Source organism: Anaerococcus ihuae, from assembly GCF_928368155.1.
Taxonomy (GTDB): domain Bacteria; phylum Bacillota; class Clostridia; order Tissierellales; family Peptoniphilaceae; genus Anaerococcus; species Anaerococcus ihuae.
Genome location: NZ_CAKMRU010000001.1, coordinates 103030 through 128812, shown reverse-complemented (window position 1 = coordinate 128812; position 25783 = coordinate 103030). Strand labels below are relative to the sequence as shown.

23 protein-coding genes and 1 pseudogene are annotated in these 25783 nt (G+C 30.1%); 3 read left to right on the top strand and 21 right to left on the bottom strand.

Going from position 1 to position 25783, the window contains the following annotated elements:
- The first annotated feature begins 7 nt into the window (after positions 1 to 7).
- Both L6653_RS00575 and L6653_RS00570 read left to right on the top strand, forming a co-directional pair.
- Positions 8 to 358: a CidA/LrgA family protein gene (locus tag L6653_RS00575; protein WP_004838185.1), complete on the top strand. Its 351-nt coding sequence runs from the start codon at positions 8 to 10 to the stop codon at positions 356 to 358.
- Positions 351 to 1043 carry an LrgB family protein gene (locus tag L6653_RS00570; protein WP_236784891.1) on the top strand — a complete coding sequence of 231 codons (693 nt, stop codon included), beginning with the start codon at positions 351 to 353 and terminating at the stop codon, positions 1041 to 1043. The genes L6653_RS00575 and L6653_RS00570 overlap by 8 nt, the downstream gene beginning before the upstream one ends.
- 32 nt (positions 1044 to 1075) lie before the next feature.
- Here L6653_RS00570 and L6653_RS00565 read toward each other — a convergent pair whose 3' ends face one another.
- The 5 genes from L6653_RS00565 to L6653_RS00545 form a co-directional block, all read right to left on the bottom strand.
- Complete coding sequence (locus L6653_RS00565) at positions 1076 to 1468, bottom strand: ATP cone domain-containing protein (RefSeq protein WP_236784889.1); 393 nt, start codon at positions 1466 to 1468, stop codon at positions 1076 to 1078.
- An 85-nt stretch (positions 1469 to 1553) separates the two neighbouring features.
- Positions 1554 to 3005 carry an IMP dehydrogenase gene (guaB, locus tag L6653_RS00560; RefSeq protein ID WP_236784887.1) on the bottom strand — a complete coding sequence of 484 codons (1452 nt, stop codon included), beginning with the start codon at positions 3003 to 3005 and terminating at the stop codon, positions 1554 to 1556.
- Positions 3006 to 3013: 8 nt separating this feature from the next.
- The gene (locus L6653_RS00555; RefSeq protein ID WP_236784885.1) at positions 3014 to 6682 is read right to left on the bottom strand and encodes a phosphoribosylformylglycinamidine synthase; all 3669 of its coding nucleotides are present in this window, start codon (positions 6680 to 6682) and stop codon (positions 3014 to 3016) included.
- Positions 6683 to 6691: 9 nt separating this feature from the next.
- A complete protein-coding gene (purH, locus tag L6653_RS00550) occupies positions 6692 to 8197 on the bottom strand; it encodes a bifunctional phosphoribosylaminoimidazolecarboxamide formyltransferase/IMP cyclohydrolase (protein WP_236784883.1) in 1506 nt (501 codons plus the stop codon).
- A gap of 457 nt (positions 8198 to 8654) precedes the next feature.
- A complete protein-coding gene (locus L6653_RS00545) occupies positions 8655 to 9893 on the bottom strand; it encodes an aminotransferase class I/II-fold pyridoxal phosphate-dependent enzyme (RefSeq protein WP_236784881.1) in 1239 nt (412 codons plus the stop codon).
- 120 nt (positions 9894 to 10013) lie between these two features.
- Between L6653_RS00545 and msrB the strand changes: the two genes are divergently transcribed.
- A complete protein-coding gene (msrB, locus tag L6653_RS00540; protein WP_058990818.1) occupies positions 10014 to 10451 on the top strand; it encodes a peptide-methionine (R)-S-oxide reductase MsrB in 438 nt (145 codons plus the stop codon).
- A gap of 101 nt (positions 10452 to 10552) precedes the next feature.
- Here the strand turns inward: msrB and L6653_RS00535 are convergent, their stop codons facing one another.
- The 16 genes and pseudogenes from L6653_RS00535 to L6653_RS00460 all read right to left on the bottom strand — a co-directional run bounded on the left by L6653_RS00535 (position 10553) and on the right by L6653_RS00460 (position 25728).
- Positions 10553 to 11665, bottom strand: a complete 1113-nt coding sequence (locus L6653_RS00535; RefSeq protein ID WP_236784879.1) for a uroporphyrinogen decarboxylase family protein — start codon at positions 11663 to 11665, stop codon at positions 10553 to 10555.
- Positions 11666 to 11676: 11 nt separating this feature from the next.
- On the bottom strand, positions 11677 to 12792 hold the full coding sequence (locus L6653_RS00530) for a uroporphyrinogen decarboxylase family protein (RefSeq protein ID WP_236784877.1): 1116 nt from the start codon (positions 12790 to 12792) through the stop codon (positions 11677 to 11679).
- 9 nt (positions 12793 to 12801) lie between these two features.
- Positions 12802 to 13314, bottom strand: a complete 513-nt coding sequence (locus L6653_RS00525) for a hypothetical protein (RefSeq protein WP_236784875.1) — start codon at positions 13312 to 13314, stop codon at positions 12802 to 12804.
- Positions 13315 to 13740: a DUF4430 domain-containing protein gene (locus L6653_RS00520; RefSeq protein WP_236784873.1), complete on the bottom strand. Its 426-nt coding sequence runs from the start codon at positions 13738 to 13740 to the stop codon at positions 13315 to 13317.
- A 10-nt stretch (positions 13741 to 13750) separates the two neighbouring features.
- Positions 13751 to 15322 (bottom strand): ASKHA domain-containing protein, encoded by a 1572-nt coding sequence (locus L6653_RS00515; protein WP_236784872.1) that lies wholly within the window; start codon positions 15320 to 15322, stop codon positions 13751 to 13753.
- Positions 15312 to 15968 (bottom strand): corrinoid protein, encoded by a 657-nt coding sequence (locus L6653_RS00510; RefSeq protein ID WP_236784870.1) that lies wholly within the window; start codon positions 15966 to 15968, stop codon positions 15312 to 15314. Before L6653_RS00510 ends, L6653_RS00515 begins: the two co-directional genes overlap by 11 nt.
- Positions 15969 to 16391: a hypothetical protein gene (locus L6653_RS00505; protein ID WP_236784868.1), complete on the bottom strand. Its 423-nt coding sequence runs from the start codon at positions 16389 to 16391 to the stop codon at positions 15969 to 15971.
- 56 nt (positions 16392 to 16447) lie between these two features.
- Positions 16448 to 16741, bottom strand: a complete 294-nt coding sequence (locus L6653_RS00500) for a hypothetical protein (RefSeq protein ID WP_236784866.1) — start codon at positions 16739 to 16741, stop codon at positions 16448 to 16450.
- A gap of 260 nt (positions 16742 to 17001) precedes the next feature.
- Positions 17002 to 18177: an NAD(P)-dependent malic enzyme gene (locus L6653_RS00495; RefSeq protein ID WP_236784864.1), complete on the bottom strand. Its 1176-nt coding sequence runs from the start codon at positions 18175 to 18177 to the stop codon at positions 17002 to 17004.
- 10 nt (positions 18178 to 18187) lie between these two features.
- Complete coding sequence (locus tag L6653_RS00490; protein WP_236784863.1) at positions 18188 to 19546, bottom strand: class II fumarate hydratase; 1359 nt, start codon at positions 19544 to 19546, stop codon at positions 18188 to 18190.
- Positions 19547 to 19559: 13 nt separating this feature from the next.
- Complete coding sequence (locus L6653_RS00485) at positions 19560 to 20468, bottom strand: LysR family transcriptional regulator (RefSeq protein ID WP_236784861.1); 909 nt, start codon at positions 20466 to 20468, stop codon at positions 19560 to 19562.
- Positions 20469 to 20476: 8 nt separating this feature from the next.
- Positions 20477 to 21193, bottom strand: a complete 717-nt coding sequence (locus tag L6653_RS00480) for an aspartate/glutamate racemase family protein (RefSeq protein WP_236784859.1) — start codon at positions 21191 to 21193, stop codon at positions 20477 to 20479.
- A gap of 2 nt (positions 21194 to 21195) precedes the next feature.
- On the bottom strand, positions 21196 to 22500 hold the full coding sequence (locus tag L6653_RS00475) for a dicarboxylate/amino acid:cation symporter (RefSeq protein WP_236784858.1): 1305 nt from the start codon (positions 22498 to 22500) through the stop codon (positions 21196 to 21198).
- A gap of 16 nt (positions 22501 to 22516) precedes the next feature.
- Positions 22517 to 23935, bottom strand: a complete 1419-nt coding sequence (locus tag L6653_RS00470; RefSeq protein ID WP_236784857.1) for an aspartate ammonia-lyase — start codon at positions 23933 to 23935, stop codon at positions 22517 to 22519.
- A 323-nt stretch (positions 23936 to 24258) separates the two neighbouring features.
- Positions 24259 to 24428, bottom strand: a pseudogene (locus L6653_RS08820) (transposase); the annotation flags it as partial.
- A gap of 61 nt (positions 24429 to 24489) precedes the next feature.
- A complete protein-coding gene (locus tag L6653_RS00460) occupies positions 24490 to 25728 on the bottom strand; it encodes a DNA polymerase Y family protein (protein WP_236784856.1) in 1239 nt (412 codons plus the stop codon).
- Positions 25729 to 25783: the final 55 nt, after the last annotated feature.

The window sequence follows — 25783 nt, the reverse complement described above, 5'->3', positions numbered from 1 at the left end:
TTTGATTATGAATTACCTAAAAGAATTTGTAATCCTTTGTGTTTGTTTATTTTTAGGAGCTATTACAAGAAGTATTATAAATTATCCTATACCAGAACCTGTTTATGGAATGATTTATCTTTTTATCGCCCTACAATTTAACATACTCAAAAGTGAAGATATAAAAGAAACTTCTGATGGTATTTTAAAAAATTTAGCTTTTCTTTTTGTACCAGCAGGAGTAGGAATACTTGCTAATGTTGATGTCATAAAAGGAAAAATTTTCCAAATAATCATTTTAGTTATAATTGGAACAATAATTTCAATGGCTCTTACAGGACTTGTAGTGCAATTTTTACAAAGGAGGAAAGATGCTTGATAATCAATATTTCGGCATAGTTTTATCCTTTGCTGCCTACGAAATTGGGAAATGGATAAATAAAAAATTAAAAACTCCTATAGCAAATCCACTTCTTATTGCTATACTTTTGATTATAGGATTTTTATCCATTACAGGAATCGACTACGAATATTACAAAAAAGGTGGAGATTTTATAGCATTTTTTATAGGACCTGCAACAGTTGCAATGGTTTTAGACTTATATGCAAATCTTGACACACTAAAGAAAAATATTTTGCCAATACTTGTTGGAGTTGGATTTGGAACAATATTTTCATTTGTGCTTGCCATATTTTTATCAAAAATATTCCAAATTGATAAAAATTTAGTTGCAAGTTTAATTCCACAATCAATAACAACAGCAATAGCTATTTCTCTTTCCGGAGAATACCAAGGAATAATTGGACTTACTGCAATTGTAGTTGTAATTAGAGGAGTAAGCGGAGCAGTTTTTGCCCCTATCGTAATGAAAATATTTAGAATAAAAGATCCTGTTGCCCAAGGAGTTGCCATAGGGACATCATCCCATGCCGTAGGAACAAGCCAGGCAAGACTTATGGGAGAAATTCAAGGAGCAATGAGCGGTCTTTCTATTGCTATTGCTGGAATAACTGCTGTAATAATAATGCCAATTGCTATGAAATTAGTTGAAATAATAATTTAATAGAAATTTAAAATGAGCCTTGTCGGCTCATTTTATTTCTTTTTAATATAAGTTTTGTATTTTTCTAACACTTTTTTATATCCGTCTTCTTCCAAAATATTTTCTACATATTCTTTAATTTTAGATGTAGGAAGAATTCTTTGATGATTTTTTTCTACTATTTTTTCTAGATCATTTTTTAAAATGGATACATCAGAAGTGTTAAGTTCTATTTCCCCATCTCTTGCTGCATTTTTTATGGATCTTGATATTTTTTCTATATCAAATAATTCAATTTTTCCATTTCTCTTTTTAACATATAATTTGTTGTCCAAAAAATTTTCAACAACTTCAATCTTTGCCTTATCTAGCTCTTCTGCAATTTCCTCAATTGATAGATTTTTTCCTTTATAATAATCAATAATTATTTTTGTAAGATCTGACATATATCCCCCTAAATTTTTTCTTATTATATTCTTACCCCAATTTTTTAGAAAATAAAAGATTGGACAAAAGCCAATCTTTTACTTATTATTTTTTTGTATAGTTTGGTGACTCTCTTGTTATTTGGATATCGTGTGGGTGGTTTTCTACGAGGGTTGCTGGGGATATTTTTACAAATTTTGATTTTTCTTCTAATTCTTTTAAATTTCCTGCTCCAACGTAACCCATACCTGAGCGAAGTCCGCCAAGAAGTTGGTAGATTACATCTCCTACATATCCTTTTAGGGCAACTCTTCCCTCTACTCCTTCTGGGACAAATTTTTTGGTATCATTTTGGAAATATCTATCGCTTGATCCTGATTTCATAGCAGAAAGTGAGCCCATGCCCCTGTATTCTTTGTATTGTTTTCCTTCAAATACTATTGTTTCTCCTGGGGATTCTTCTGTTCCTGCAAATAAGGATCCTGCCATTATTACACTTGCTCCACAAGCAAGGGCTTTTGTAATATCTCCAGAATATTTTATACCACCGTCAGCTATAATTGGAATATTATATTCTTTTGCAGCTTTTACACAATCAATTATTGCAGAAATTTGTGGAACACCTACTCCTGTTACAACTCTTGTTGTACAAATAGATCCTGGTCCTATTCCTACTTTTACAGCATCAACTCCAGCTTTTATCAAATCTTTTGTGGCCTCTCCTGTTGCAACGTTTCCTGCTATTAATTGAAGATCTGGATATTTTTCTTTGATTTTTTTAATTGCAGTGATAACTCCTTTTGAATGACCGTGAGCTGTATCAACTGTTACAACATCAACTTTTGCACTAACCAAAGCATCAATCCTATCCATCATATCGCGAGTAATTCCTACTGCAGCTCCTACTAATAATCTGTCGTGATCATCTCTTGCTGAATCTGGATATTGTTTTGATTTTTCTATATCTTTAATGGTAATTAGGCCTTTTAATTTAAAATCATCGTCAACTATTGGAAGTTTTTCAACTTTTCCAGATTCCATTTTTTTAACAGCTTCTTCCATAGAAATTCCAACGTGACCAACAATAAGACCTTCCTTTGTCATGATATCATCAATTTTTACATTTTCGTCATTTTGGAATCTTACATCCCTATTGGTCAAAATCCCCTTTAAAATCATTTGGTCATCGACAATTGGAACACCGCTTATTTTATAATTTGCCATTATTTCCAAAGCTTCTTTCAAAATATTTTCAGGTTTTAGATAAAATGGATCGGTTATTACTCCATGTTCACTTCTTTTTACCCTGTCAACTTCTTTTGCTTGTTCTTCTATTGACATATTTTTGTGAATTATTCCAATTCCACCTTGTCTTGCCATAGCAATTGCCATTTTTGATTCTGTTACGGTATCCATTGACGCTGACATTAAGGGAATATTTAATTTGATTTTTTTTGTTAAATTTGTCTTTAATGAAACTTCGTTTGGTAGAACTTCTGATGGACCTGGAACCAAAAGTAGGTCATCAAATGTTAATCCTTCTCCTATTATTTGCATAAAACCTCCTATTTTTTGAAATAATTTATTGCGTTTTCAAATATTTTTTGTTCTTTTTTATCGTAAATATTTTTATATAAGTCTGAATCCAGTCTTTCAACATGGCCCATTCTTCCCAAGATTTTTCCGTCTTTGGATAAAATTCCTTCAATATTATAATCAGATCCGTTTGGATTTATTTCATATACAGAAAAAATTTGACCATTTTCTAATAAGTCTTTATATTTTTCTTCATTTACTATAAACCTGCCCTCGCCGTGAGAAATTGGAATTTTGTAAGTTATATCCAAATCAAGACCTTTTGTCCATGGACTTTGGTTATTTAAAACTTTTGTATCAACAATTGTTGAAATGTGCCTGTCATTTGTGTTGTAAGTAAGTGATGGATCATCTTCTTCGATTTCTTTAATTTTTCCATAAGGAAGAAGACCAGTTTTTACTAAAGTTTGGAAGCCATTACAAATTCCAATTATTAATCCATCATTTTCTTCAAGCATATATTCTATGGCTTCTTTTACTTTTTTATTTCTTATAATATTTGCCAAAAATTTACCAGAACCATCTGGCTCATCTGCCATAGAAAAACCACCAGGAATTGCAAAAATTTGTGAATTTCTTATTGATTTTGAAAGATTTTCAATAGACTCTTCTATAGCTTTCTTATCTAAATTTCTAAATAAATTTATCTCAACTTCTGCCCCGTATTTTTCAAAGGCTTTTTTTGTATCCCATTCGCAATTTGTACCAGTTACGGCAAGAATTGAAACCTTGACCTTATCAACTGGTTTTTTTGATTTTAGAGATACTTTCATCTCTTTTTGGTCGATTTTTTTATAAGGAATTTCTTCTTTTGGTGCAAAAACTTGATTTAATTCATTTAAGTAAGATTTTTCTAATTTTTCCCCGTCTAATTTTTCACCATTTACAATTAAATCTTTTGAAAATTCACCAATTTTTTCAACAAAATCTAAATCTTCTATATATTCAACCACAAAAGATCCAAACATTGGAGTATATAAATTGTCAAAATCTAGGGTGAAATTAGAATTTCCCAAAGCTTGTTCGTAAATATTCGCTAAAATTCCCTTATTATCAAGAGCAATTGTAGAAATAATTTTTCCATCTCTCATAGCACCAATTAATTTTTCCAATAAATTTTTATAATGTTCAAGATCAAGGGTCATATCGGAATTATATTTTGCCCTAAGAAGACCAATTTTTCCTTTTCCTTTTAAATCATTTGATTTTATATTTTCAATATCTTCAGTTGTTGTTGCAAAAGAAATTAAAGTTGGTGGAACATTCAAATCTTCAAAGCTTCCACTCATTGAATCTTTTCCACCAATTGGAGGCATTTTGAAAAAGTTTGTTACTTCAAAGGCTCCCAAAAGTGATTTTAATGGCTTGGACCAAGATTTTTCATTGTCCATTTTTTCGTAAAATTCTTGGAAAGATAATCTTATTTTTTCCAAATCACTTCCCACAGAAACAAGTTTTGCAATTGATTCAATTACTGCATAATATCCTCCCAAATATTGGCTTTTTTCTGATAAATATGGGTCAAAACCGTAGGACATTATTGAAACGGTTTTAGATTTTCCTTCATTTACAGGAATTTTTCCAACCATGGCTTGGGAAGGATTTACTTGTTTTTTTCCTCCAAGTGGTTGAAGAACTGTATTTTGTCCAATGGTTGAGTCAAATATTTCTATTAGATTTCTTTGGCTAATAACATTTAAGTCTTTTATTTTCTCATAAAAATATTTTGGATCAGATGATACATCTTTCAAATATTTTGGAACTTCTTCGCTTACAAAATTAACTTTTGCCTTTCTGTCTGCTCCATTTGTGTTTATAAAATCGTAGGAAATATCTGCAATTTTTTTATCTTCATAGAACATTCTCATCCTATTTGTGTCAGTAACTATCCCAACTAGGGCTGTTTCTACATTTTCTTCCCTACAATATTTTTCAAATTCTTCCCTATCATTTTTATCAATTAAAACTGCCATTCTTTCTTGAGATTCTGAAATTGCAATTTCTGATGGCTTTAGGCCTTCATATTTTAATTTCACTTTTGAAAGGTCTATATCAATTCCATCATAAAGTTCTCCAATTGCAACTGAAACTCCACCAGCTCCAAAGTCGTTACATTTTTTTATAAGTTTTGAAACTTCACTTCTTCTAAATAGTCTTTGAAGTTTTCTTTCTTCTGGGGCGTTTCCTTTTTGAACTTGGGCAGATTCTGTAATTATTGAAGTTAATTTGTGAGATTTTGATGAACCTGTTGCTCCACCAATTCCATCTCTTCCAGTTCTTCCGCCAATTAATAAAACTATATCATCTTTTTTTGGTGTAAGTCTTTTTACATTTTCCTTTGGAGCTGCAGCTATAACTGCCCCACATTCCATTCTTTTTGCCTTGTAGCCTTCGTGGAAAATTTCTTTTACAAATCCTGTTGCAAGACCAATTTGATTTCCGTAGGAAGAATATCCCCTGGCAGCAAGTTTTGAAATTTTTCTTTGGGCAAGTTTTCCTTCCATTGTCTTACCGACATCTTCCAAAATATTTCCAGCACCTGTAATTCTCATAGCTTGGTAGACATAGCTTCTGCCTGAAAGTGGATCTCTAATTGCCCCACCAAGACAAGTTGATGCTCCTCCAAAAGGCTCAATTTCTGTAGGGTGGTTGTGGGTTTCATTTTTAAACATCAAAAGATAATCTTCAAGATTTTCCTTGCCATCTTTTTCTACCCTAACTTTTACATAAACAGAGCAAGCATTAATTTCGCTTGAAACTTCCAAATCATCAAATTCATTTTTACTTCTCATATATTTTGAAAGAATCGTCCCAAAACTCATAAGATTTATTGGCTTTTTGATTTCAAGCTCATCTCTCATTTTTAAATATTTTTCAAAAGAATTTTTAATAGCCTCATCAAGAACAGTTTTTGCCTTTATATCAATATCAAGACTGGTATTAAAAGTTGTATGCCTACAATGGTCTGACCAATAAGTATCTAATATTTTTATTTCAGTTTCGTTTGGATTCCTATTTTCTTTTTTAAAATAATCCCTAACCATTTTCAAATCATTTTCGTCCATGGCAAGGTCGTGAGCTTTTAAAAATTTAGAAATTTCCTCATCTGAATAATTTATAAATCCATCATAAATTTCATTTTCAAGATTTTTTTCCCTTTTTGTATCCAAACTTTCTGGCATTTCTTTTAAATCAATTTTGTGACTATCAACTGGATTTACTAGATAATTTTCAATTTTTTTTAGGTCATTTTCACTTAATTTTGAAAATTCATAGACAGTTGCAGTTTTACAATCTGTTTTTTCATCCAAAATTAAGTCTAGGGTATCAAGAACTCCCTTTCTTCTTTGGTCAAATTGTCCTGGAAGATATTCAACTGCAAGGGCAGATTCAAAAGAATTTTCAAGTTTTTTTGCCTCATCCTTTGCATAAACATAGTCAAGATTTCTTTCAGATAAGACATTATTAATTGCCTTATCCAAATTTTCATCGCTTATTTCAAGGTCGTATCTGTTGTAAATATTTAATTTTTCTAATTTTATTTTCAAAAGATTTTCAATTTCTTTTTTGACTTCTTTGGACTTGTAATCGAACCTATCTTTTTTTCTTACATAAATTCTCTTAACTGACTTTTTCATATCATATCCTTAATGTCTAAAGTGTCTGTTGTTGGTAAATACCATGGACATTTTGTACTCATTGCATTTTTCAATAGAATCTTTATCTCTAATTGATCCACCTGGTTGGATTATTGATTTTACCCCGATTTTGTGGGCAAATTCTACGCAATCGTCAAATGGGAAAAAGGCATCTGATGACATAATTGAATCAGTAAAGTCTACATCTGGGTGGTTATTTTTGATTGATTCCAATGCCCAAATTCTTGAAGTTTGTCCACAGCCAACTCCCAAAGTTTTTCCATCTTTAACTATTACAATTGCATTTGATTTGGTATATTTTACAACAGTCATAGCAAATTTTAAATCGTCAATATCTTTTTTTTCTGGTTTAACTTCAGTTACCACTTCAAAATCATCTTCTTTTGTATCCCTATCTTGAACTAAAACTTTTCCTTCCAAATATTTTACATCGTCTTTTACAAAATCTTTTGAAAGGTCGACTTTTATTAGACGGATATTTTTCTTTTTAGATAGAATTTCCAAAGCTTCTTTTGTAAAGTCATTTGCTGCAACAATTTCAAGGAAAATTTCACTCATCATACTTGCAGTTTTTTCATCAACTACTCCATTTAAGGCAACAATTCCACCAAAAATTGATAAGGAATCAGCTTCGTATGCTTTTTTGTAAGCATCAAAGGCATTTTCTCCAATAGCAGCACCACAAGGAGATTGGTGTTTTAAAGCTACACAAGAATTTTCACCAAGTTCTTTGGCAAGTTCTAGGGCAACATTTAAGTCATTATAATTATTAAAGCTCATTGCCTTTCCGTGAAGAATTTCTATATCTTTCAAAAGTCCCTTTGCATAAGTATCTTCATAAAGACTTGCCTTTTGGCTTGGATTTTCTCCGTATCTTAAATCTTCAATTTTTCTAAGACCGTAAGTTTTATATTCACTTTCTTTTTTGGTCAAATCTTTGAAAAATCTAGAGATTACACTGTCATAATAAGCAGTAAGAGAATAAGCCTTCATAGCCAAATATCTTCTATAATCTAAATCAACTTGATTATTTTCTAATCTTTCCAAAAGTTCTTCATAATCTTTTGGATCTGTCAAAACGATACAGTCCTTGTGATTTTTTGCAGCAGATCTAATCAAAGTTGGCCCACCTATGTCAATATTTTCAATAATATTGTCAATATCATTACTCTTCAAGGACTCTTCAAACTTATATAAATTTACAACAACTATATCAATATCCTTGATATTATTTTCTTCCACAGTTTTTTTGTGATTTTCGTCATCTCTTTTATAAAGAATTCCACCATGAACATAAGGAGATAAAGTTTTTACCCTACCGTCCAAAATTTCTGGAAAATTTGTTATCTCTTCAATTTCCTTTACATCTACTCCGCTTTCTTTGATTTTTTTGTATGTACCACCAGTAGATACAATTTCAACTCCCAAATCACTTAGGCCTTTAGCAAGTTTTTCGACATCCTTTTTATCAGTAACAGATATTAAAGCTCTCATTCATCCCTCCATATTATAAAGCTTTCAGTCTAAATTAAAGACAAGAAAAGGGAAGCTAACAAAAAATTAGCTTCCCTTGATAAAACATTAATCCATTCATAGACAAAATTGGGCATAGAAATCCAAAGACATATCTTAGTCTTTCAATTTTTTTCATAGATAAAATCATATTTGAAAATTTTCTAATTTTAAAAACAAAATCCATGATTATTTCCCCCAAATGAATGTAAAATAATCATACCATAGTTTTTTTGAAAATTAAAGATGTATTTTTATTTTTTTAAAAAATCTTTATGTATTAAAGCATAGGTAAAATTTTTACATAAAACATCAAGCAATCACTAAAAAACTATAACTATCAAAATAAGACATTAAAATCAATACTTTTTGTATTTCAAAAAATATTTTTCACTTTCATTCCTTAAAAAAATAGCCTTCCTGTTAGAAAGGCAATATTTTAATTTATCTCATCCATAGCATCTTTTATAAGTTTTGGTGAAATTTTGCATTTTTCTTCGCTTACTGCACATACTGCAAATCTTAATCCTTCTTTGTTTGCAACTATATACATATTTTTTTCTTTTAATTTCTCAGAAACTTTCTTTGAATTTTTGCAAGGAATTGATATGAAAAATCCACCAAAATATGGAAGTGTTACAAGTCCTACTTTTTTCGCATTTTCTGTGAAGGCTTTGGCTCTTTTTTCAAGCATTATTCTGTAAAATTCTAGCTCTTTTTCGTAGGATTTTTTCTTTTTTTCATCCTTTTCTAAATCTACCAAAATATTCATTCCTGCGTGGGTTATATTTGACCAAATTGCCCTATTTGAGTGTTTCATTGAATCGAAAGCCTCGTTTGCAATTTTTTCATTTGATGAAATTATAATACAAGCTCCTGACCTTAGTCCATAAGCTGTGTAAGATTTACTCATAGAATAGGCTACCGTTGTTATAATATTTTCTGGCAAATCTCCAAATTTTTGGAAAAATTTCTTTTGACTTCCGTCTCCTGCAAATTCTATATAGGCAACATCAAGTAAAATCGTAATAAATTTTCCCTCAACTGCCCTTTCTTTTATAATTTTTAAAATTTTATCCCACATAGAATCTTCAATAGTAAATCCTGTTGGATTATTTGCAGGCGAATTAAATACACAAAGAGCCCTATCTCTTTTTTCTAAAGAAAAATCCAAGGCTTTTGTAAATTCTTTTAAATTAAATTCAAAATTTTTATCCAAAAATTCATAATTTAAAAATTCCCTATTATATTCCTCACACATTGTGGCATAAGCTGGCCAATACCAATTTGGACAAATTACATAATCGCAAGCTTCTGAAAAGCTCCAAAAAGTATGCCTAACTGCTCCACTTCCTCCTGCCGTTGCTACTGATTTTATAAATCCACTTGGTTTGTAAGGTCCAAAACATTTTTCAATTACCAAATCCAAATAATCTTTGTCGCCCTCAATTGCCCCATAGCTTGCTATATCTTTTTTGTCCATATTTTTTAAAGTATCATAGACGCTGTCAAAGGCAATAATATTTCCATCATCGTCAATTAAAGTTCCAAGAGTTGAATTTATAACTTTTTCTTTTCCAAATTTTTCTATTGCTTTTTTACATTCTCCACTAACTTTAAAAATGGCATCTTCAAGTCTTGGCCATTTTGCATGATCTGCTATTATATTTTTTCCCATAATTTTCCCCTTTTTTCATTATTATTTAAAATATTGTATCACTAATCATATTTTTTTAAAAGCAAGAAAACTATTGCCTAAATTATTATAAATTAGTAAAATATTTGTAAGGAGGATATTATGGATGAAAAATTAAAAAAAGATAGACTTGAAAACCTATCTAGATTATCTTTTGAAGTTACTCAAAATTCTTGTACAGAAAAACCTTTTTCTAGTATCTATAATGATTTTTATAAGGATGGAATTTATGTGGACATAATAAGTGGAGAAGTTTTATTTTCATCTTTAGATAAATTTGATTCTGGTTGTGGTTGGCCTTCTTTTTCAAAACCACTAGCAGATAATATAAAAGAAAACGAAGACCTATCACACGGAATGGTTAGAACTGAAGTAAAATCCAAAAAAGCAAACTCCCACCTAGGTCATGTTTTTAATGACGGTCCAAAAGAAATGGGAGGACTTAGATATTGTATAAATGGTGCAAGCCTTAAATTTATACCAAAAAAGAAATTAAAAGAAGAAGGATATGAAGAATATCTTGATTTATTTGAAAATTAAAAACGAATTTTCAAATAAATTTTTTATATATTTTTGATAGACAAAAATAAATGAGCCTAAAATTTTATTTTGAAAATTTTCGGCTCATTTTTTATAATTTTTTAATTTTTTATAGCTTCTGGCATTTCGCCTAATTTTGCATTTTTTCCATATTTATTTATCGCATAAATAAAGGCATCCAAATTTTCTATTGGAGTTTTTACTGGAGAACCACAACCGGTTGCTGCTATATAGCCACATTTTGCGTCAGCAGCTTTTTTTATGCAAGTTTTTACCGATTTTATTACATCATCAATTGTTCCATATCGCATCACTTCTACTGGAGGAATATTTCCTACAACAATCAATTTATCTTCTATTTCATTTTTACATTCTTCTAAGTCTTCACAATTATCTACAGAGAAAAAATCTATATCCAAATCTTTATAATATTTCCATTGTTTTTTTGTGTGACCGCAAATATGTAAATTTGCTTTTATTCCATTTAATTCATAATAAGCACTCAATTGTTTTTTCAAATATGGTAAGGAAAATTCTTTAACTTGCTTTGGACTTAAAATATCATCACATCCTACAGGGTCTACAACCATGATACTTGTTGGTCCAAATTCTTTTTTAAAAGCTTTCGCCCATCTCATATTTGCTTCAAAACAAAAATCTAATAATTCTTTTACTCCTTGTGGATTTTTTCTCAAATCTCTCAAAAGTTTTTCAATTGGTCTTATGGCGGCGGCTGTTGTTATTGGACCTGGAATTTCTGTTTCTATTGCCATATTTGGAAATCTTTCTTTTTGAATTCTTGCTCTTTCTAATTTTGGTGCCAAAACTTCATTTGTAAAGGGATCTGGCAAATCGATCAAATCCATATCAAGCATATCATCCATTACAAATTCTTCTATATAATCAATGTCATCTTCTGGAAAAACTAATTTTGAACCGACAGCATGGCCCATAGTCCTAAGACTTAATTCTTCTGTTAAGCCAACAATTTTATAATTATCGTATTTATATTGGACAATATCTGACAATTTATCCACATCTTCCATATCACTAATTGTATAATTTAGATGATTTGCAATAATCCTATTTGTACTCATAATTGCAAATGGAATATGGTCAACTCTTTCGCCGCTCAAATATTTAGATATCCTTTGCGATGAAGTGATTTCTGCTTTATAATTTTTCATCTCTTCTTTAAGTTCTTCTTTGTTCATAAATCCTCCCATTAATCTTCCCACACAGCTTGTGGAATTTCTCCGATTTTTGCATCTTTTCCGTATTTTTGAACTGCATAGACAAAGGCATCTAAATTTTCTTTTGGACTATTTGCAGGTGTTGCACAACCAGTTGCACAAATAAAACCCATTTTGTTATCTGCACCTTTTTTTATACAAGATTTTACAGAATTTATTACATCATCCACGCTACCATTTCTCATTATATCAACCGGCGGAACATTTCCCATTAAGGATAATTTATCTTGAATTATTTCCTTACATTCACTAAGGTCATGACAATTATCAACACTAAATGATCCAATTTGTAAATTTGTAAGATTTTCCCATTGCCTTTTTGTGTGACCGCAAATATGAAGATTTGCCTTGATATTATTTACCTTATAGATCCTATCGGTCAATTCTTTTAAATATGGAAATGAAAATTCCTTTACTTGTTTTGGACTTAAAATATCATCACAAGAAACTGGGTCTGCAATCATTACTCCTACATCTCCAAATTCTTTATTAAAAGCTTCAATCCATTTCATATTTGCTTCCAAAACAAAGTCCAGCAATTCTTTTACTCCTTGGGGATTTTTTCTCAAATCCCTCAAAAGTTTTTCGATTGGCCTAAGGGCTGAAAGAACAGTCATAGGGCCTGCTACAAAAGTAGAAATTTTATGGTCTGGGAAAGTTTCTTTGAGCCTTCTTGCATTATCGATTTTTCTTTTTAAAAAATTGTTTTTATAAGGATCTGGCATTTCTAATAAATTCATATCAATTTCATCTTCTAACAAATATTTTTCGACATGGTCTATATCATTTTCTGAAAAAATCCCACTTGAACCAAGTGCATATCCCATTGACCTAAGATTTAAACCTTCAGAAATTCCATACACCTTGTATTCTTGGCATCTTTTTTTAATAATTTTTATTAAATTTTCAATTTGGTCTGTTTCTTTTAATGAATATCCCAAATTCATTCCATAGGCCATATCAAGACTCATGAGATTAAATGGCAAGTGGTCAACTCGCTTTCCTTTAAAATAGGCTTTTAATCTTTCGTCTGAAGTCATCTCTGGTTTATAATTTGAAATTTCTTTTTGAAGTTTTATTTTATCCATTATCTCTCCTTAATTTTTAAAATGCTTTTCTCCAGTAATATATTTTTCAAGCCTAAAGATAAGAAAAATATAAATTACGATATTTCCAACCATATGGTTAATATCAAAAGGAATTGAGCCAGCATAAAGTCCAAAAAAAGTAAATTTATTTCCAGATACCAAAAAAACTTGCATCAAAGTTATCAAAAATCCATAAATAAAACCAGAAAGCCCAAGAGCTATGGCCTTATTCATTTTTGTTTTTTTGATATTTATTTTGTTAAATATCATATAATTTGAAATTCCCAAAATTCCAAAATCCAAAACTTGAAACATAACCCAATAACCAAAACCTAGAAAAAAACTTGTTATGATCATAGTAGTCGCATTTACAATCAAAGATTCGTCAAGCTTTCCGTTTATTGCAAGTATTAAAATTATATCTGATAAGATTTGGACATTTGGAATTAATTTCAAATATATCCTTGTGATTACACAAATTGCACAAAGACTTGCAAGTCTTGTAAGTTTTTTTGTATCCATCTACATTTGTTCAAATCTAAATTCTATTTGGTCATTTTCTTTTGGAAGGTAATCGCCTATTCCAACTTCAGCCATTTCTCCATTTACATAATACATCCAGTATTGACTTTTTTCCTTATCTTGTTTTATTCCTTCAAGCTCTGTCATCATTCCGTCTTCAAATTTTGCCTTGTGATTTTCTTCAAGGTATTTTTGAAGACCATCTTTATCAATTTTTCCGTCTTCTTTTAAAATTTCTTTGTCATTTACTGTATCTTTAATTAAAATACTTACATTTGTACTTTCTTCTTTTTCGCTAGACTCAATACTTACAATATTTGATGGGTTTGAATTGTTAGAATTTTTTTCTTCATTTTTATTTGCACATGAAGTTAGGGTTAAAGTTGTTAGGGTAAGAACTGTTAATAATTTCTTCAAATTTTTCATTTTTTTCTCCTTAAAATTGCATTGCTTTCGCAAATTTTCTTTCATAATTTTTACTTGTTGCAAGGTCCAGATAAGTTATATTTTGGGATAAATCTTCCATTTCTTTAATAATATCTTCATTCATCAATGCCATATAGGCTCCAATTAGGGAAGAATTTCCAACATATCTGATCTTCTCTTTTACATTTTTTGGCAAGATGCCAACTCCTGTCAAATCTTCTTTTTTAAGATGACTTCCAAAACCACCTGCTATTATTACAGAATTTAAATCTTCAATTTTCATATTTTCTTTTTCAAGAAGAATTAAAAAACCTGATAAAATTGCCCCTTTTGCAAGTTGAACCTGCCTAATATCTTTTTGACTAATATAAATATTTTCCTTTGGATCAAGAATTATAATTCTTTTTCTCTTTTCATCTTCTTTTATATATTTTTTCCTGTAATCCTCCTTTTTTAATTTTTCTGGATCTATAATCCTTCCTCTTTTATTTACAAAATCTTTCTTAATGATTTGAGATACTAAACTTAAAAGTCCACTCCCACAAATCCCTACGGGCTTTTTACTATCTATTGTAGAAAAATTTATATTTTCATCTTGAATCTTTACCGAGTCAATTGCACCGCTTTCTGCTCTCATTCCACAAGAAATATTCATCCCCTCAAGGGCGGGTCCTGCTGCAGTTGACGTAGCATAGAGTTTATCCTTTGTTTTTAAAACTATTTCTCCATTTGTTCCAATATCAATAAAAAGTGTATTTTTTTGATTTTTTAAATCAGTCAAAAATATTCCCGCCACAACATCACTTCCAACAAAGGCTGAAATATTTGGAAGGGTTTGTATTTTTGCTGAAATATTTAAACCAAGATCTTTAGAGTCTAGGATTAATGAATTTAAAAATTTTGCCTTATAGGGAAATTTCCCCAAAGATTTTGCGTCAACGCCAACTAGCATATGAAGCATGGTAGTATTTGCCCCAATTACAAGTTTTTTAATTCGACTTCTTTCAATTTCGTTTTTATTTACAAGCTCATCAATCAAATTATTGATACTTTTTATGATTTCATCTTGGAGTAAATTTTTACCATTTTCATTTTCATATTCAAAACTAATTCTTGTCATGACATCAAGTCCATATTTGACCTGAGAATTTATTGAGGATTTTTTATCTATAATTTTTCCATTTGATAAATCAACCAAGTAGATTGCAAGACTTGTAGTCCCAATATCAAGACAAAGGCCAAAACCGTCTTCAAATTTCATTTTAAAATCAGGAATTTCACCAAAATCTAAAATTTTAAAATCTAGAAAATTGCTGATAGTTTTTATTTTAAGGTCAGTTTTAGGAAAACTTAGGCAAGCAAGTCGAATCCCTGAATTTATCTCATCATCGCTTAACAAGGATTTTTCTAAAGATGTGATTGGATTAAGACTTCCCTTTAAAATTTTAATTTTACATTTGCCACAAGTCCCTTTGCCATTACAAAAATTGTCGATTTTTATATTATTTGCAAGTAGACTTTCTAGGATATTTTTTCCTTTTGAATCAATAATTTTATTCAAATTTTCAATTTCAATTTTCATGATTTTTAATTAAACTTTTTGCTACCTTTACCGCCTCGTTTGCATTTTCACTGTAGGCATCAGCCCCAATATCTTTAGCAAAGCTTTCAGAAACTGGACCGCCTCCAACCATTACAATAAATTGATCACGAATTTTTCTTTCATTTAAAATATCAATAACTTTTTTCATATTTTCCATAGTTGTAGTCATAAGAGTTGACATCATAATAAATTGTGCATTATTTTTTATGGCCTCATCAACAAAGTTTTCACAAGGAACATCCTTTCCCAAATCAATCATATTAAAACCGTTGACTTCAAGCATCAATTTCACGAGATTTTTCCCAATATCATGAGTATCTCCCTCAACAACTCCAATAACAGCTGTCGCAAGATTATTTTCTCCATAGCTTTCAATATTTTCTTTCAAAACATCAATTCCGTTATACATGGCATCTGAACAAATTAATAAATCAGAAATAAAATATTCTTCCTCTTCAAAAAGTCTTCCAACCTCATTCATTCCCTTAATTAGACCATTGAAAATAGCCTCCTCTGGATCATAGCCTTCATTTAAATATTCACGGCATAAATCTCCGATTTCTTCATCTTCCATTTCAACAACCATTTGTGCCATTTTATCAAGATATTCTTTTTGACTTGTCATTTACTCCTCCTTTAAAATTATTTTATTTACGCTTTTAAATTTTTTATCTGCCAAATTCAAACACCTATCTCCAAAGATTGTCTTATTTTCATATAAAATATCTATATATTTTTTAGGACTTTCATATTCAATAGGAAAAAATTCCCCCTTTTCTAAATCGACAAGGATAAGGCTTGACTTTGGACAAAGATGAAAGGTAAAGGGAATTTCTTTTTGTAAAATTCTTATTTCTTTTAAAAATTTAAGCAAAAAATCATCGACATAATTGCTGGCTTCCCTCGGTCCAAATAATTTTACATCCAAAATACTTTCAGCAAAGCTAAAAATTGTAATTCCCCTATCTAGCATTTTTTTAATATAATCAAGATAAATTTCAATAAATTCATCATAGAGAAAATTTAAATTTTCCCTATTTTTTCTCATAGCCCTCATTACCTTATCTATTCCCAAAAGATTATCTAAAATAGCAAGAGGGCCTCTTATTTCTTTACAATTTTTTTATCATCAAGAATATCTATGGCCTTAATCATATTTTTGTACTCATCTTTTTCATAATCCATCTTAAGATAAACATCTTGAATTTTTTCAAAAATCGGCACTGCTTTAATTCCGTTTTCAAATTCAACCCCCAAACACACAGAAATCATAGGAAGAAGGGGTAAGGAAATAAATTTTTCCCCACGTGCATAAGCTGCCATCTTGTTTGGATCTAACAAAATATCTTTTTCAATAGGCTTTTGTGGATTATCAATACATTGGTAGGATCTAATCATAAATTTCCTTTCAAAAACAAAAAAATTAATGACCAAAATAGTTTCAAAATTTGAATTTAACTAAAATAATCATTAATCACATACTACATACCTAATTTTATTTAGATATTATTTATATTAATTTATCATTTAGGAAAACATTTGTCAAATTGATTTTTCTAAAATCAAAATTTAATAAAAAAATAAATTTTCACAAAAAAATTCTCCCCAAAATTTAGGGAGAATTTAATTTATTTTCATTTAAAATATTTGAATATTTTTTATTTTTGAGCAAGCCCTTCTTCTACTGCACATTTTGCAACAGCTTCTGCCACAACATCAGCAACTCCTAAATCAAAAGCTGATGGAATTACATAATCTTCAGTAATTTTGTCATCAGGAATTAAACTTGCTATAGCTTCTGCAGCTGCAACTTTCATTTTCTCTGTTATTTTTGTTGAATGAACTGACAAAGCTCCTTTGAAAAGTCCTGGGAAAGCTAAGACGTTGTTTACTTGGTTTGGATAATCACTTCTTCCTGTCCCAACTACTCTTGCTCCTGCTTCTTTTGCATCTTCATAGGTAATTTCTGGATCTGGATTTGCCATAGCCAAAACTATTGGATCACGTCTCATAGATTTTACCATTTCTTTGCTTACTTTATTTGGAACAGAGACTCCAACGAAAATATCTGCATCTGCCATAGCTTCTTCCAATGTCAAATCTTTATTTTCTTTATTTGTTTCTTTAGCAAGCTTATTGTATAAATCTTTTGAATATTCTTCGCCTTCTTTTAAAATTCCTCTAGAATTGAAAGCATAAATATCGTTAATTCCAAAATCATTTAACATTCTTACAATTGATGATCCTGCAGCTCCAACTCCTGAGATTACTACATTACAATCTTCAGGTTTTTTATTTACTAATTTAAGTGAATTTATTAAAGCCGCAATTGTAACTATTGCTGTTCCATGTTGGTCGTCGTGGAAAACTGGAATATCTAATTCTTCTTTTAATCTTGTTTCAATTTCTATACATCTTGGAGAAGAAATATCTTCAAGGTTTACTCCACCAAATGTTGGTGCAACTTGTTTTACAAATTTAATTATCTCTTCAGTATCTGTTGTATCAATTACAAGTGGAACTGCATTAAGTCCACCAAATTTTTTGAACAAACAAGCTTTTCCTTCCATAACAGGAAGTGCAGCCTTTGGTCCAATATCTCCAAGTCCCAAAACAGCTGTTCCATCTGAAATAACTGCGATTGTGTTTGCTTTTCCTGTGTAAATATAAGCATCATCTTCATTTTCGTGAATTTTTTTACAAGGTTCAGCAACTCCTGGTGAATAAACAAGAGATAAATCATCTTTGTTTTCTAATTTTGTTTTTAATTCTGTTGATATTTTTCCTTGGATTTCTTTGTGTAATTCAAGTGCTTTTTCTTTTAGATTTTCCATTATTTTCTCCTTAAACCATTTTTTCTGGTTTTACTATTTCGTCAAATTCTCTATCTTCTAAATATCCTAGTTCGTGGCTAGCTTGTTTTAATGTTAGATTATTATTAAAAGCATATTTTGCAATTTTACTTGCTTTATCATATCCAATATGTGGTGAAAGACTTGTTACTAGCATTAATGAATTTTCAAGATTTTTTTCAATATTTTCTTTGTTAGCTACAAGGCCTTCCAATAATTTTTCTCTAAAACATTTTAATGATTTAGATAAAAGTGTAATTGAATTGTCCATTGAATGAATTATTAATGGCATGTAGGCGTTTAGTTGCAATTGTCCTTGAGTATTTGCCATAGAAATTGCAAAATCATTTGCCATAACTTTTATACAAACCATTGTCATAGATTCAACTTGGGTTGGGTTTACTTTTCCTGGCATGATTGAAGAACCTGGTTCGTTTGCAGGAATTGCAAGTTCACTTATTCCGCATCTTGGGCCGCATGATAAAAATCTAATATCATTTGCAATTTTATAAAGATCAGTAGCAAGGGCCTTGATTGTTCCGTGAACATTTACAAGGGCTGATTTTGATGACAATTGATAAAATTTATTTTCATCAGATTTAAATTCAAATCCATAAAAATCTGAAAGCTCTTTTGCCATTTCATCGCCAAATTCTTTTTTTGCATTTATTCCAGTTCCAACTGCAGTACCGCCTATAGCAAGGTAGGTCAATTCTTCTTTAACTTCTTCTAAAACTTTTAAATCTCTTTCAAGGCAAGTTCTCCAAGCAGAAATTTCTTGAGAAAGTTTTACAGGTGTTGCATCTTGAAGGTGAGTTCTTCCTGTTTTAATTATTTCTTTATTTTCTTCTTCCAACTTTTTAATTGCATCAATTGTTTTTGGCAATTCTTCCAATAATTTTTCATTCAAATTTTTGTAAGTTGAAAGATGCATTGCTGTTGGAAAAACATCATTTGAAGATTGGCTCATATTTACATGGTCGTTTGGATGGATAATTTTTTCATTTTCATTTGCAATATGGCTTACTACTTCATTGACATTCATATTTGTTTGGGTACCAGAACCAGTTTGCCAAACTGTTAGCGGAAATTCATTGTCAAATTCTCCTTTTAAAATTCTATCGCAAGCATCTACAATCAAATCTTTTTTCTTATCGTCTAATTTTCCTTCTTTATTATTTACAATAGCAGCACTTCTTTTTATACTTGCTATTGCCATAATTTGTGAATGTGGCATTTTTTCAACTTCTTGAGGAAAATTTTCTAAAGATCTTTCAGTTTGTGCTCCCCAAAAATGATCAGCCGGAACATTTACAATTCCTAGAGAATCTTCTTCTTGTCTAAATTTCATTTTTTACCTCGATCTAAAATTCTTCGTTTGCGTATTCTTTTAATCTATCAATAAAAATATTTGTTATTCTTTTTAACCTGTGTTTTTTTGAATAATTTATCATTGTTGTTCTTGATGATAAACCTTCTTTTAGTTTGAAATATATAAGATCATCCTTTTTTTCTTTAAGCATCGATTCAGGAAGGATAGCAAGTCCCATATTTTCCCTCACACATTTTTCAGCAATAAATATAGAATCGGTTTCAAGAACAGTTTTTAATGAATCCTCAGTAAATTTATCAAGTTCTTGATATTGCAAAATAAGATTTTGTCCTTGTTTCATTCTTATAATATTTTGCCCAATCAAATTTTTCGCCTCAATTGATTTTATATCTCCTTTTTCCGAAAGTAATTTTTTTAAAGGACTTTCTTTTGACATGGCCAAAAATACGTCCTCCCTGTATAAATTAATACTTTCCAAATCATCAAACCTACTTGTTTCATAGGTTATAGAAAAATCACAAATTCCTTTTAAGGCAAAAACATTAAGTTGATCAGTTTTAGCTTCAACTAATTTAATTTTTATACCAGGATAATCCTTGTGGAAATCTTTTAAAATTTTGGATAGGAAAAAATAAGTTTGATAATCAGTTGATCCAACTGATATTTCTCCAATTTTTAGCTTATTTATTTCCTCAATTTTTAAAAGGGTATCTTCTTTTAATTTTTCCATGTCTTCAAGGGACTTTTTATAAATTTCTCCTGCCTCTGTAAGTTTTATGGGTTTAAAATCCCTATTAAATATTTCGACTCCCAATTTTTTCTCAATCCTAATTATGTGTTGGCTTAGGGCGGATTGGGAAATATAGATTTTTTTTGAGGCAGCTGTCATAGATCCATATTTTAGTATGGCTCTAATATATTCCAAGTCCATCTCTGACATATCTTCTCCTAAATTTCTATGTTTTTTTGAAGTTTAAGTGCCAATTTCAAACTTTCATCAACCAGTTCCTTCTCACTATCAATCAAAGGATACAATGAGCTATCTTTATCTTTAGAATTTATAAATGAAGCCTCGGTGCAGCCTATAATTATATAATCTGCTCCCTCATCCATCATAGATTCTAAAGTTTTATGATATCTTTTGAAATTTATTTCTCCCTTTTCCTTTACATCACTATAAAGACAAGCATTAATATTTTCTTGCGTGTTTTTTGATGATACTAAAACCTTGTGACCACATTTTTCTATAATATTGTTGAATAATTTACTTTTTATTGTTCCTTCAGTTGCAAATATTCCTATTGTTGAAGATTTTTTTAAATTATTTAACTTATTTTCTACAAGCTCAATCATGTTTATAATCGGTTTTTTTGTGAGTTTTTGTAAATCGTCATAGAAAAAATGTGCAGTGTTACAAGTTATTACATAAAAATCTGGATTTAGTTTATCAACACTTTCTATATCCTCTTTTAAATAATCAAAAGGGTTTTCGTCTGATTTTTTTAATATAAAGGAGGTTCTGTCGGGGATTGTGGCATGGTTTAAAACCATATAATTCAAATTTTCTTGATCTGAATTTGGCTTATAAGCTTCATTTAGATCGTTTAAAAAATTTGTTGTTGCCAAAGTCCCCATTCCTCCCAAAATCACAAAGAAATTTTTCATAATTAGAATTTAACTTCTTCCATTTCAGGTTTTTCATCTGAAAGATATCTTTCTTGATCTAATAATTTTTCTGCTGTTGCAGAAACAAATGTAGAAACAACGTCACCTGTTACGTTTAGAGCTGTTCTAAACATGTCAACTATTCTTTCAACACTCATAATTAAGCTTACGCCTTCTACTGGAAGTCCAACTGATGAAAGAACCATTGATAGCATTATCATTCCACTTCCTGGAACTCCTGCTGTACCAATTGATGATAAAACCGCTGTCAAAATAACTGTTACCAAGTTACCAAATGTTAAATCTATTCCATAAGCATTTGCTATAAATATTACAGCACAACCTTGATAGATTGCTGTACCATTCATGTTGATTGTTGCACCTAGTGGAATTGTAAAAGATGAAATTTCTCTTGGGATTCCGAGTGTATCACATGATGATAGGGTTAATGGAATTGTTGCGTTTGATGATGCTGATGAAAAAGCAAAGGTATAAACTGGAAATACTTTTTTCAAGAAATGACTTGGACTTTTCTTTGAAGTTAAAGAAATTAATGGTATATAGGCTACTAGTATTAAAATAACCATTGAACCTAATACTGATCCCAAGAAAGTAAGAAGTGGTCCTACTATTCCAAGTCCTATATCTGTAAATGTTCTAGCAATTAATGCAAATACACCGATTGGTGCAGCCTTCATTACTAAGGCTGTAACTTTCATCATAAAATCATTTCCAACATTCATAAAGTCTTCTAATAATTTTAATTCTTGACCAAATTTTCCTATAACTATACCAGATAAAAATGCCCAGAATATTACTTGAAGCATATCTCCGTTTGCTAGTGATTCAATAGGATTTTTTGGAATTATATTTACCAAAGTTTCTATTAATGTTGGTGCCTCTTCGGCATCTGCTGCTGGAGCTGCTGATTTTGTAGCCTCAGCAAGGTTCATTCCTACACCTGGTTTTAATAATTTTGCAATAAACAAAGCTATAGCTATAGCAAGAGCTGTTGTTATTAAATATAAAACCAAAGTTCTTATAGCAACTCTACCAAATTGGGAAACATCTCTCATTTGCATAACGCCTGTACCAATTGAGAAAAATACAAGTGGTACTACAAGCATTTGTAATAATCTAACAAAACCTTGTCCAAATAGGAAGAATACACCATCAATCAAAACAGATTTTTTAAAAAATCCATCTGGAACTATATAGTGAAGTCCTATACCTACTACAAGACCAATGAGCATTGATAATAATATCTTTTTGGTTGGGCTCATTTTCTTTTTTTCATTTGCAGTCATAAAATCCTCCTAAAATTTATTTTTCATCCAATTTATCCTCTTCTAAGATTCCAGGTGTAATCATTTTTTTGAAGTCTAATATTTTATCAAGTTCAGCTTCGCCTAATAATTTTTCTTCAAGAACAATTTCTCTTACAGTTTTACCTGTATCTTGAGCCTCATGAGCAATCTCACTTGATTTTTCATATCCGATATGTGGAGCTAGGGCTGTAACAAGTCCTACACATTTTTCAACTTCTTCTAATAATAAGTCTTTATTAGCTGTGATTCCATCTATACAATTAACTTTTAATGTATAAATTGCACCTTTTAGAGCTCTTAGAGATTCAAAAAGTTTGTAAAATATAACTGGTTCAAAAGCATTAAGTTCTAATTGTCCAGCTTCAACTGCCATTGTTACAGTAGTATCATTTCCACAAACTGCAAAGGCAACTTGGCTTACAACTTCTGGTATAACTGGATTTACTTTTCCTGGCATTATTGATGATCCTGCTTGTCTAACTGGTAGATTAATATCACCAATTCCTGTTTGTGGACCTGAAGACATAAGCCTTAAATCGTTAGAAATTTTTGAAAGAGATACAGCAAAAGTTTTTAAAATTGATGATGCATATAAAAATCCGTCCAAATTTTGTGTTCCATCAACTAAATCTTCTGCTTGTTTTAAATCAAGACCTGTAACTTCTTTTAATACATCAACTATTTCATTTACATATGTAGCATCAGCATTAAGTCCAGTTCCTATAGCAGTACCACCCAAGTTTACGCTTGATAAGGCTTCAATAGCTTTTTCTAGTCTTTCATAATCTCTTTTTATTACTGAATGATAAGCATTAAATTCTTGGCCTAAACTAATTGGAACAGCATCTTGAAGTTGAGTACGACCCATTTTGTAAACATCTTTAAATTCTTTTGCTTTTTTATCAAAAGATTCTAAAAGTTTTCCACATTCATCTTTAAGTTCCATAAAATATCTAACAAGAGCAATTTTTCCACTTGTTGGGATAACATCATTTGTAGATTGTCCTTTATTTACATCATCATTTGGATGAACCTTATCATAAACTCCAAGACCTCCACCAAGTTTTTCATTTGCTATATTTGCAATAATTTCATTAGCATTCATGTTGTAGCTTGTACCAGCTCCACCTTGAATAGGATCTACAATAAAGTTTTCTCTGTATTCTCCACCAAGAATTTTATCACAAGCATAAATAATAGCATCTTTTTGTTCTTTTGAAATTAAAGCTAATTTTTCATTTTCTATTGCTGCAGCCTTTTTAACCTCAACCATAGCATCTAAAAATTTATCATCAGCCTTAAGACCTGTTATTGGGAAATTTTCCTCTGCTCTTTTGGCATTTGCACCATAATAAGCATTTTCTAATATATCCATTTCACCAACAGAATCATGTTCTCTACGAAACTTAGTCATAATTTCCTCCATAAATTCACTTAATAATTTTGAATCCTCTACAATTATAATAAACATTAGTAGCTATTTTCAAATATAATTATATAGAAAACGTTTTTAATAGTAAAATTATTTATTTATAATCGATGTCATAAGTACAAACTTATAGTGTTAATAATTAGAGTATTAGACTTTGTGAAAAATCAAAAAATATAAAAAAATTTTATAAATATACCCAAAAAAATAAACCGGTAAAAGCTTTTCCCGTTAGATAAATTTATAACTATTTGTTCTGACTAGACCATAATTATTTTTTTATTTCTTCCCACTGTATCTACATATTATCCTCTACACCAAAAATATCTATTTCCGTATTTTAATTTTAAATTTGCTATCTATCAAATATTATTAATGAACTTTTTATATATCCCATAATCTGAGATATTGAATATTTCGGTGGTCTTTCTACAAAAATATACATATAATTTTTACATATCTTAGCTTCAATCTCCTTATTTAGCTCAACTCACTTAAGTGGACAAAAAAGTAGGATTTAAACCATATTAAATCCTATTTCATCTAATCCTACCATTTGGTAGTGTTACTATTTCAGTTTTATCTTTTGGATATTTTTTATTATTTTTTAAAGAGGCAAAAGTTATAGCATTTTTATCATATTTTTTTCTTATATCATAAATTACCTTGTCCAATTTTTCTTTCTTTAATATTTTTTTATAATCAGAAAAAATATATGTTTGGGCTGGAATTTTTTCATCCACCAAATTTATCGCCCTAAGTCCCAAGGCTCTTATAGGAAAATTCCACTTATATTTTTCTTTAAAAAGTTTTATAGCTTTTTCAGAAAGAATTATTGAAGATTGGGTCGGATTATTTATTGGCATTTGAAATTCAAAAGAAAACAAATTATTATCCCTAATAAAAATCTTAACTCCCATTGCAGAAAGATTTGCCTCCCTAAGTCTTTTTGAAACATTTAGTGCCAAAATTTGAAAAATATTGTAAACTTCCTCATTTGTATATAAATCTTCAACAAGAGTTGATGAATTTCCTATAGTTTTTATAATTTCCTTATAGGAATAATCTTTTACCGGCCTATCGTCAAGACCATTTGCATATTGCCATAAATAAAGTCCATTTATTCCTAAAATTCCCCTTATTGCATCAGAATCTGTATTTGCAAGATCTCCCAAAGTATAAATTCCTATTCCATTTAATTTTTTCTTTGTTGCCTTTCCTATCCCAATTATAGAAGAAATATCCAAGGGCCAAACTATTTGTTTGAAATTTTCTTTTTTTATAACGCTTGTGGCATCGGGCTTTTTTAGATCTGAACCAAGTTTTGCAAAAACTTTATTAAAGGAAACTCCAACGCTTACAGTTATTCCCAATTCTTTTTTCATTCTTTCTCTTATTTGACCAGCAATTTCTTCTCCGTTTCCAAAAAGTTTTAAACTTTCGCTTACATCAAGCCGACATTCATCAAGTCCAAAGGGCTCAACCCTGTTTGTGTAAGAGTAATAAATTTTTCTAGCTTTTCTTGAAAATTCTAAATATTTTTCATAGTGAGGAGAAACTAAAATTAAATTTGGACATTTAATTTTTGCCTGCCAAATTGCCTCTCCCGTTTTAACTCCCATTATTTTTGCTTCTTGACTTTTTGCAAGAATTATCCCATGCCTATTTTTTGGATCTCCTGCAACTGCCATGGCCTTATTTTTTAATTTTGGATTTAATTTCGCCTCGATTGATGCATAACAAGAATTCATATCTGAATGAAGAATTGTTCTAATCACTTTTTCCTCCTTGAACTTAAATGACTAATATTGTATAATTATGACATTAAATGAC

Excerpts from the sequence above, each read along its gene's own strand:
- L6653_RS00490 (WP_236784863.1), bottom strand. The coding sequence starts at position 19,546 with ATGAAATTTAGACAAGAAGAAGATTCTCTAGGAATTGTAAATGTTCCG.
- L6653_RS00525 (WP_236784875.1), bottom strand. The coding sequence starts at position 13,314 with ATGGATACAAAAAAACTTACAAGACTTGCAAGTCTTTGTGCAATTTGT.
- L6653_RS00505 (WP_236784868.1), bottom strand. The coding sequence starts at position 16,391 with ATGAGAAAAAATAGGGAAAATTTAAATTTTCTCTATGATGAATTTATT.
- L6653_RS00510 (WP_236784870.1), bottom strand. The coding sequence starts at position 15,968 with ATGACAAGTCAAAAAGAATATCTTGATAAAATGGCACAAATGGTTGTT.
- L6653_RS00480 (WP_236784859.1), bottom strand. The coding sequence starts at position 21,193 with ATGAAAAATTTCTTTGTGATTTTGGGAGGAATGGGGACTTTGGCAACA.
- L6653_RS00495 (WP_236784864.1), bottom strand. The coding sequence starts at position 18,177 with ATGGAAAATCTAAAAGAAAAAGCACTTGAATTACACAAAGAAATCCAA.
- purH (WP_236784883.1), bottom strand. The coding sequence starts at position 8,197 with ATGAGAGCTTTAATATCTGTTACTGATAAAAAGGATGTCGAAAAACTT.
- L6653_RS00535 (WP_236784879.1), bottom strand. The coding sequence starts at position 11,665 with ATGAACAAAGAAGAACTTAAAGAAGAGATGAAAAATTATAAAGCAGAA.
- guaB (WP_236784887.1), bottom strand. The coding sequence starts at position 3,005 with ATGCAAATAATAGGAGAAGGATTAACATTTGATGACCTACTTTTGGTT.
- L6653_RS00570 (WP_236784891.1), top strand. The coding sequence starts at position 351 with ATGCTTGATAATCAATATTTCGGCATAGTTTTATCCTTTGCTGCCTAC.
- L6653_RS00520 (WP_236784873.1), bottom strand. The coding sequence starts at position 13,740 with ATGAAAAATTTGAAGAAATTATTAACAGTTCTTACCCTAACAACTTTA.
- L6653_RS00565 (WP_236784889.1), bottom strand. The coding sequence starts at position 1,468 with ATGTCAGATCTTACAAAAATAATTATTGATTATTATAAAGGAAAAAAT.
- L6653_RS00475 (WP_236784858.1), bottom strand. The coding sequence starts at position 22,500 with ATGACTGCAAATGAAAAAAAGAAAATGAGCCCAACCAAAAAGATATTA.
- L6653_RS00545 (WP_236784881.1), bottom strand. The coding sequence starts at position 9,893 with ATGGGAAAAAATATAATAGCAGATCATGCAAAATGGCCAAGACTTGAA.
- L6653_RS00500 (WP_236784866.1), bottom strand. The coding sequence starts at position 16,741 with ATGATTAGATCCTACCAATGTATTGATAATCCACAAAAGCCTATTGAA.
- L6653_RS00555 (WP_236784885.1), bottom strand. The coding sequence starts at position 6,682 with ATGAAAAAGTCAGTTAAGAGAATTTATGTAAGAAAAAAAGATAGGTTC.
- msrB (WP_058990818.1), top strand. The coding sequence starts at position 10,014 with ATGGATGAAAAATTAAAAAAAGATAGACTTGAAAACCTATCTAGATTA.
- L6653_RS00485 (WP_236784861.1), bottom strand. The coding sequence starts at position 20,468 with ATGTCAGAGATGGACTTGGAATATATTAGAGCCATACTAAAATATGGA.
- L6653_RS00530 (WP_236784877.1), bottom strand. The coding sequence starts at position 12,792 with ATGGATAAAATAAAACTTCAAAAAGAAATTTCAAATTATAAACCAGAG.
- L6653_RS00515 (WP_236784872.1), bottom strand. The coding sequence starts at position 15,322 with ATGAAAATTGAAATTGAAAATTTGAATAAAATTATTGATTCAAAAGGA.
- L6653_RS00470 (WP_236784857.1), bottom strand. The coding sequence starts at position 23,935 with ATGACTAAGTTTCGTAGAGAACATGATTCTGTTGGTGAAATGGATATA.
- L6653_RS00575 (WP_004838185.1), top strand. The coding sequence starts at position 8 with ATGAATTACCTAAAAGAATTTGTAATCCTTTGTGTTTGTTTATTTTTA.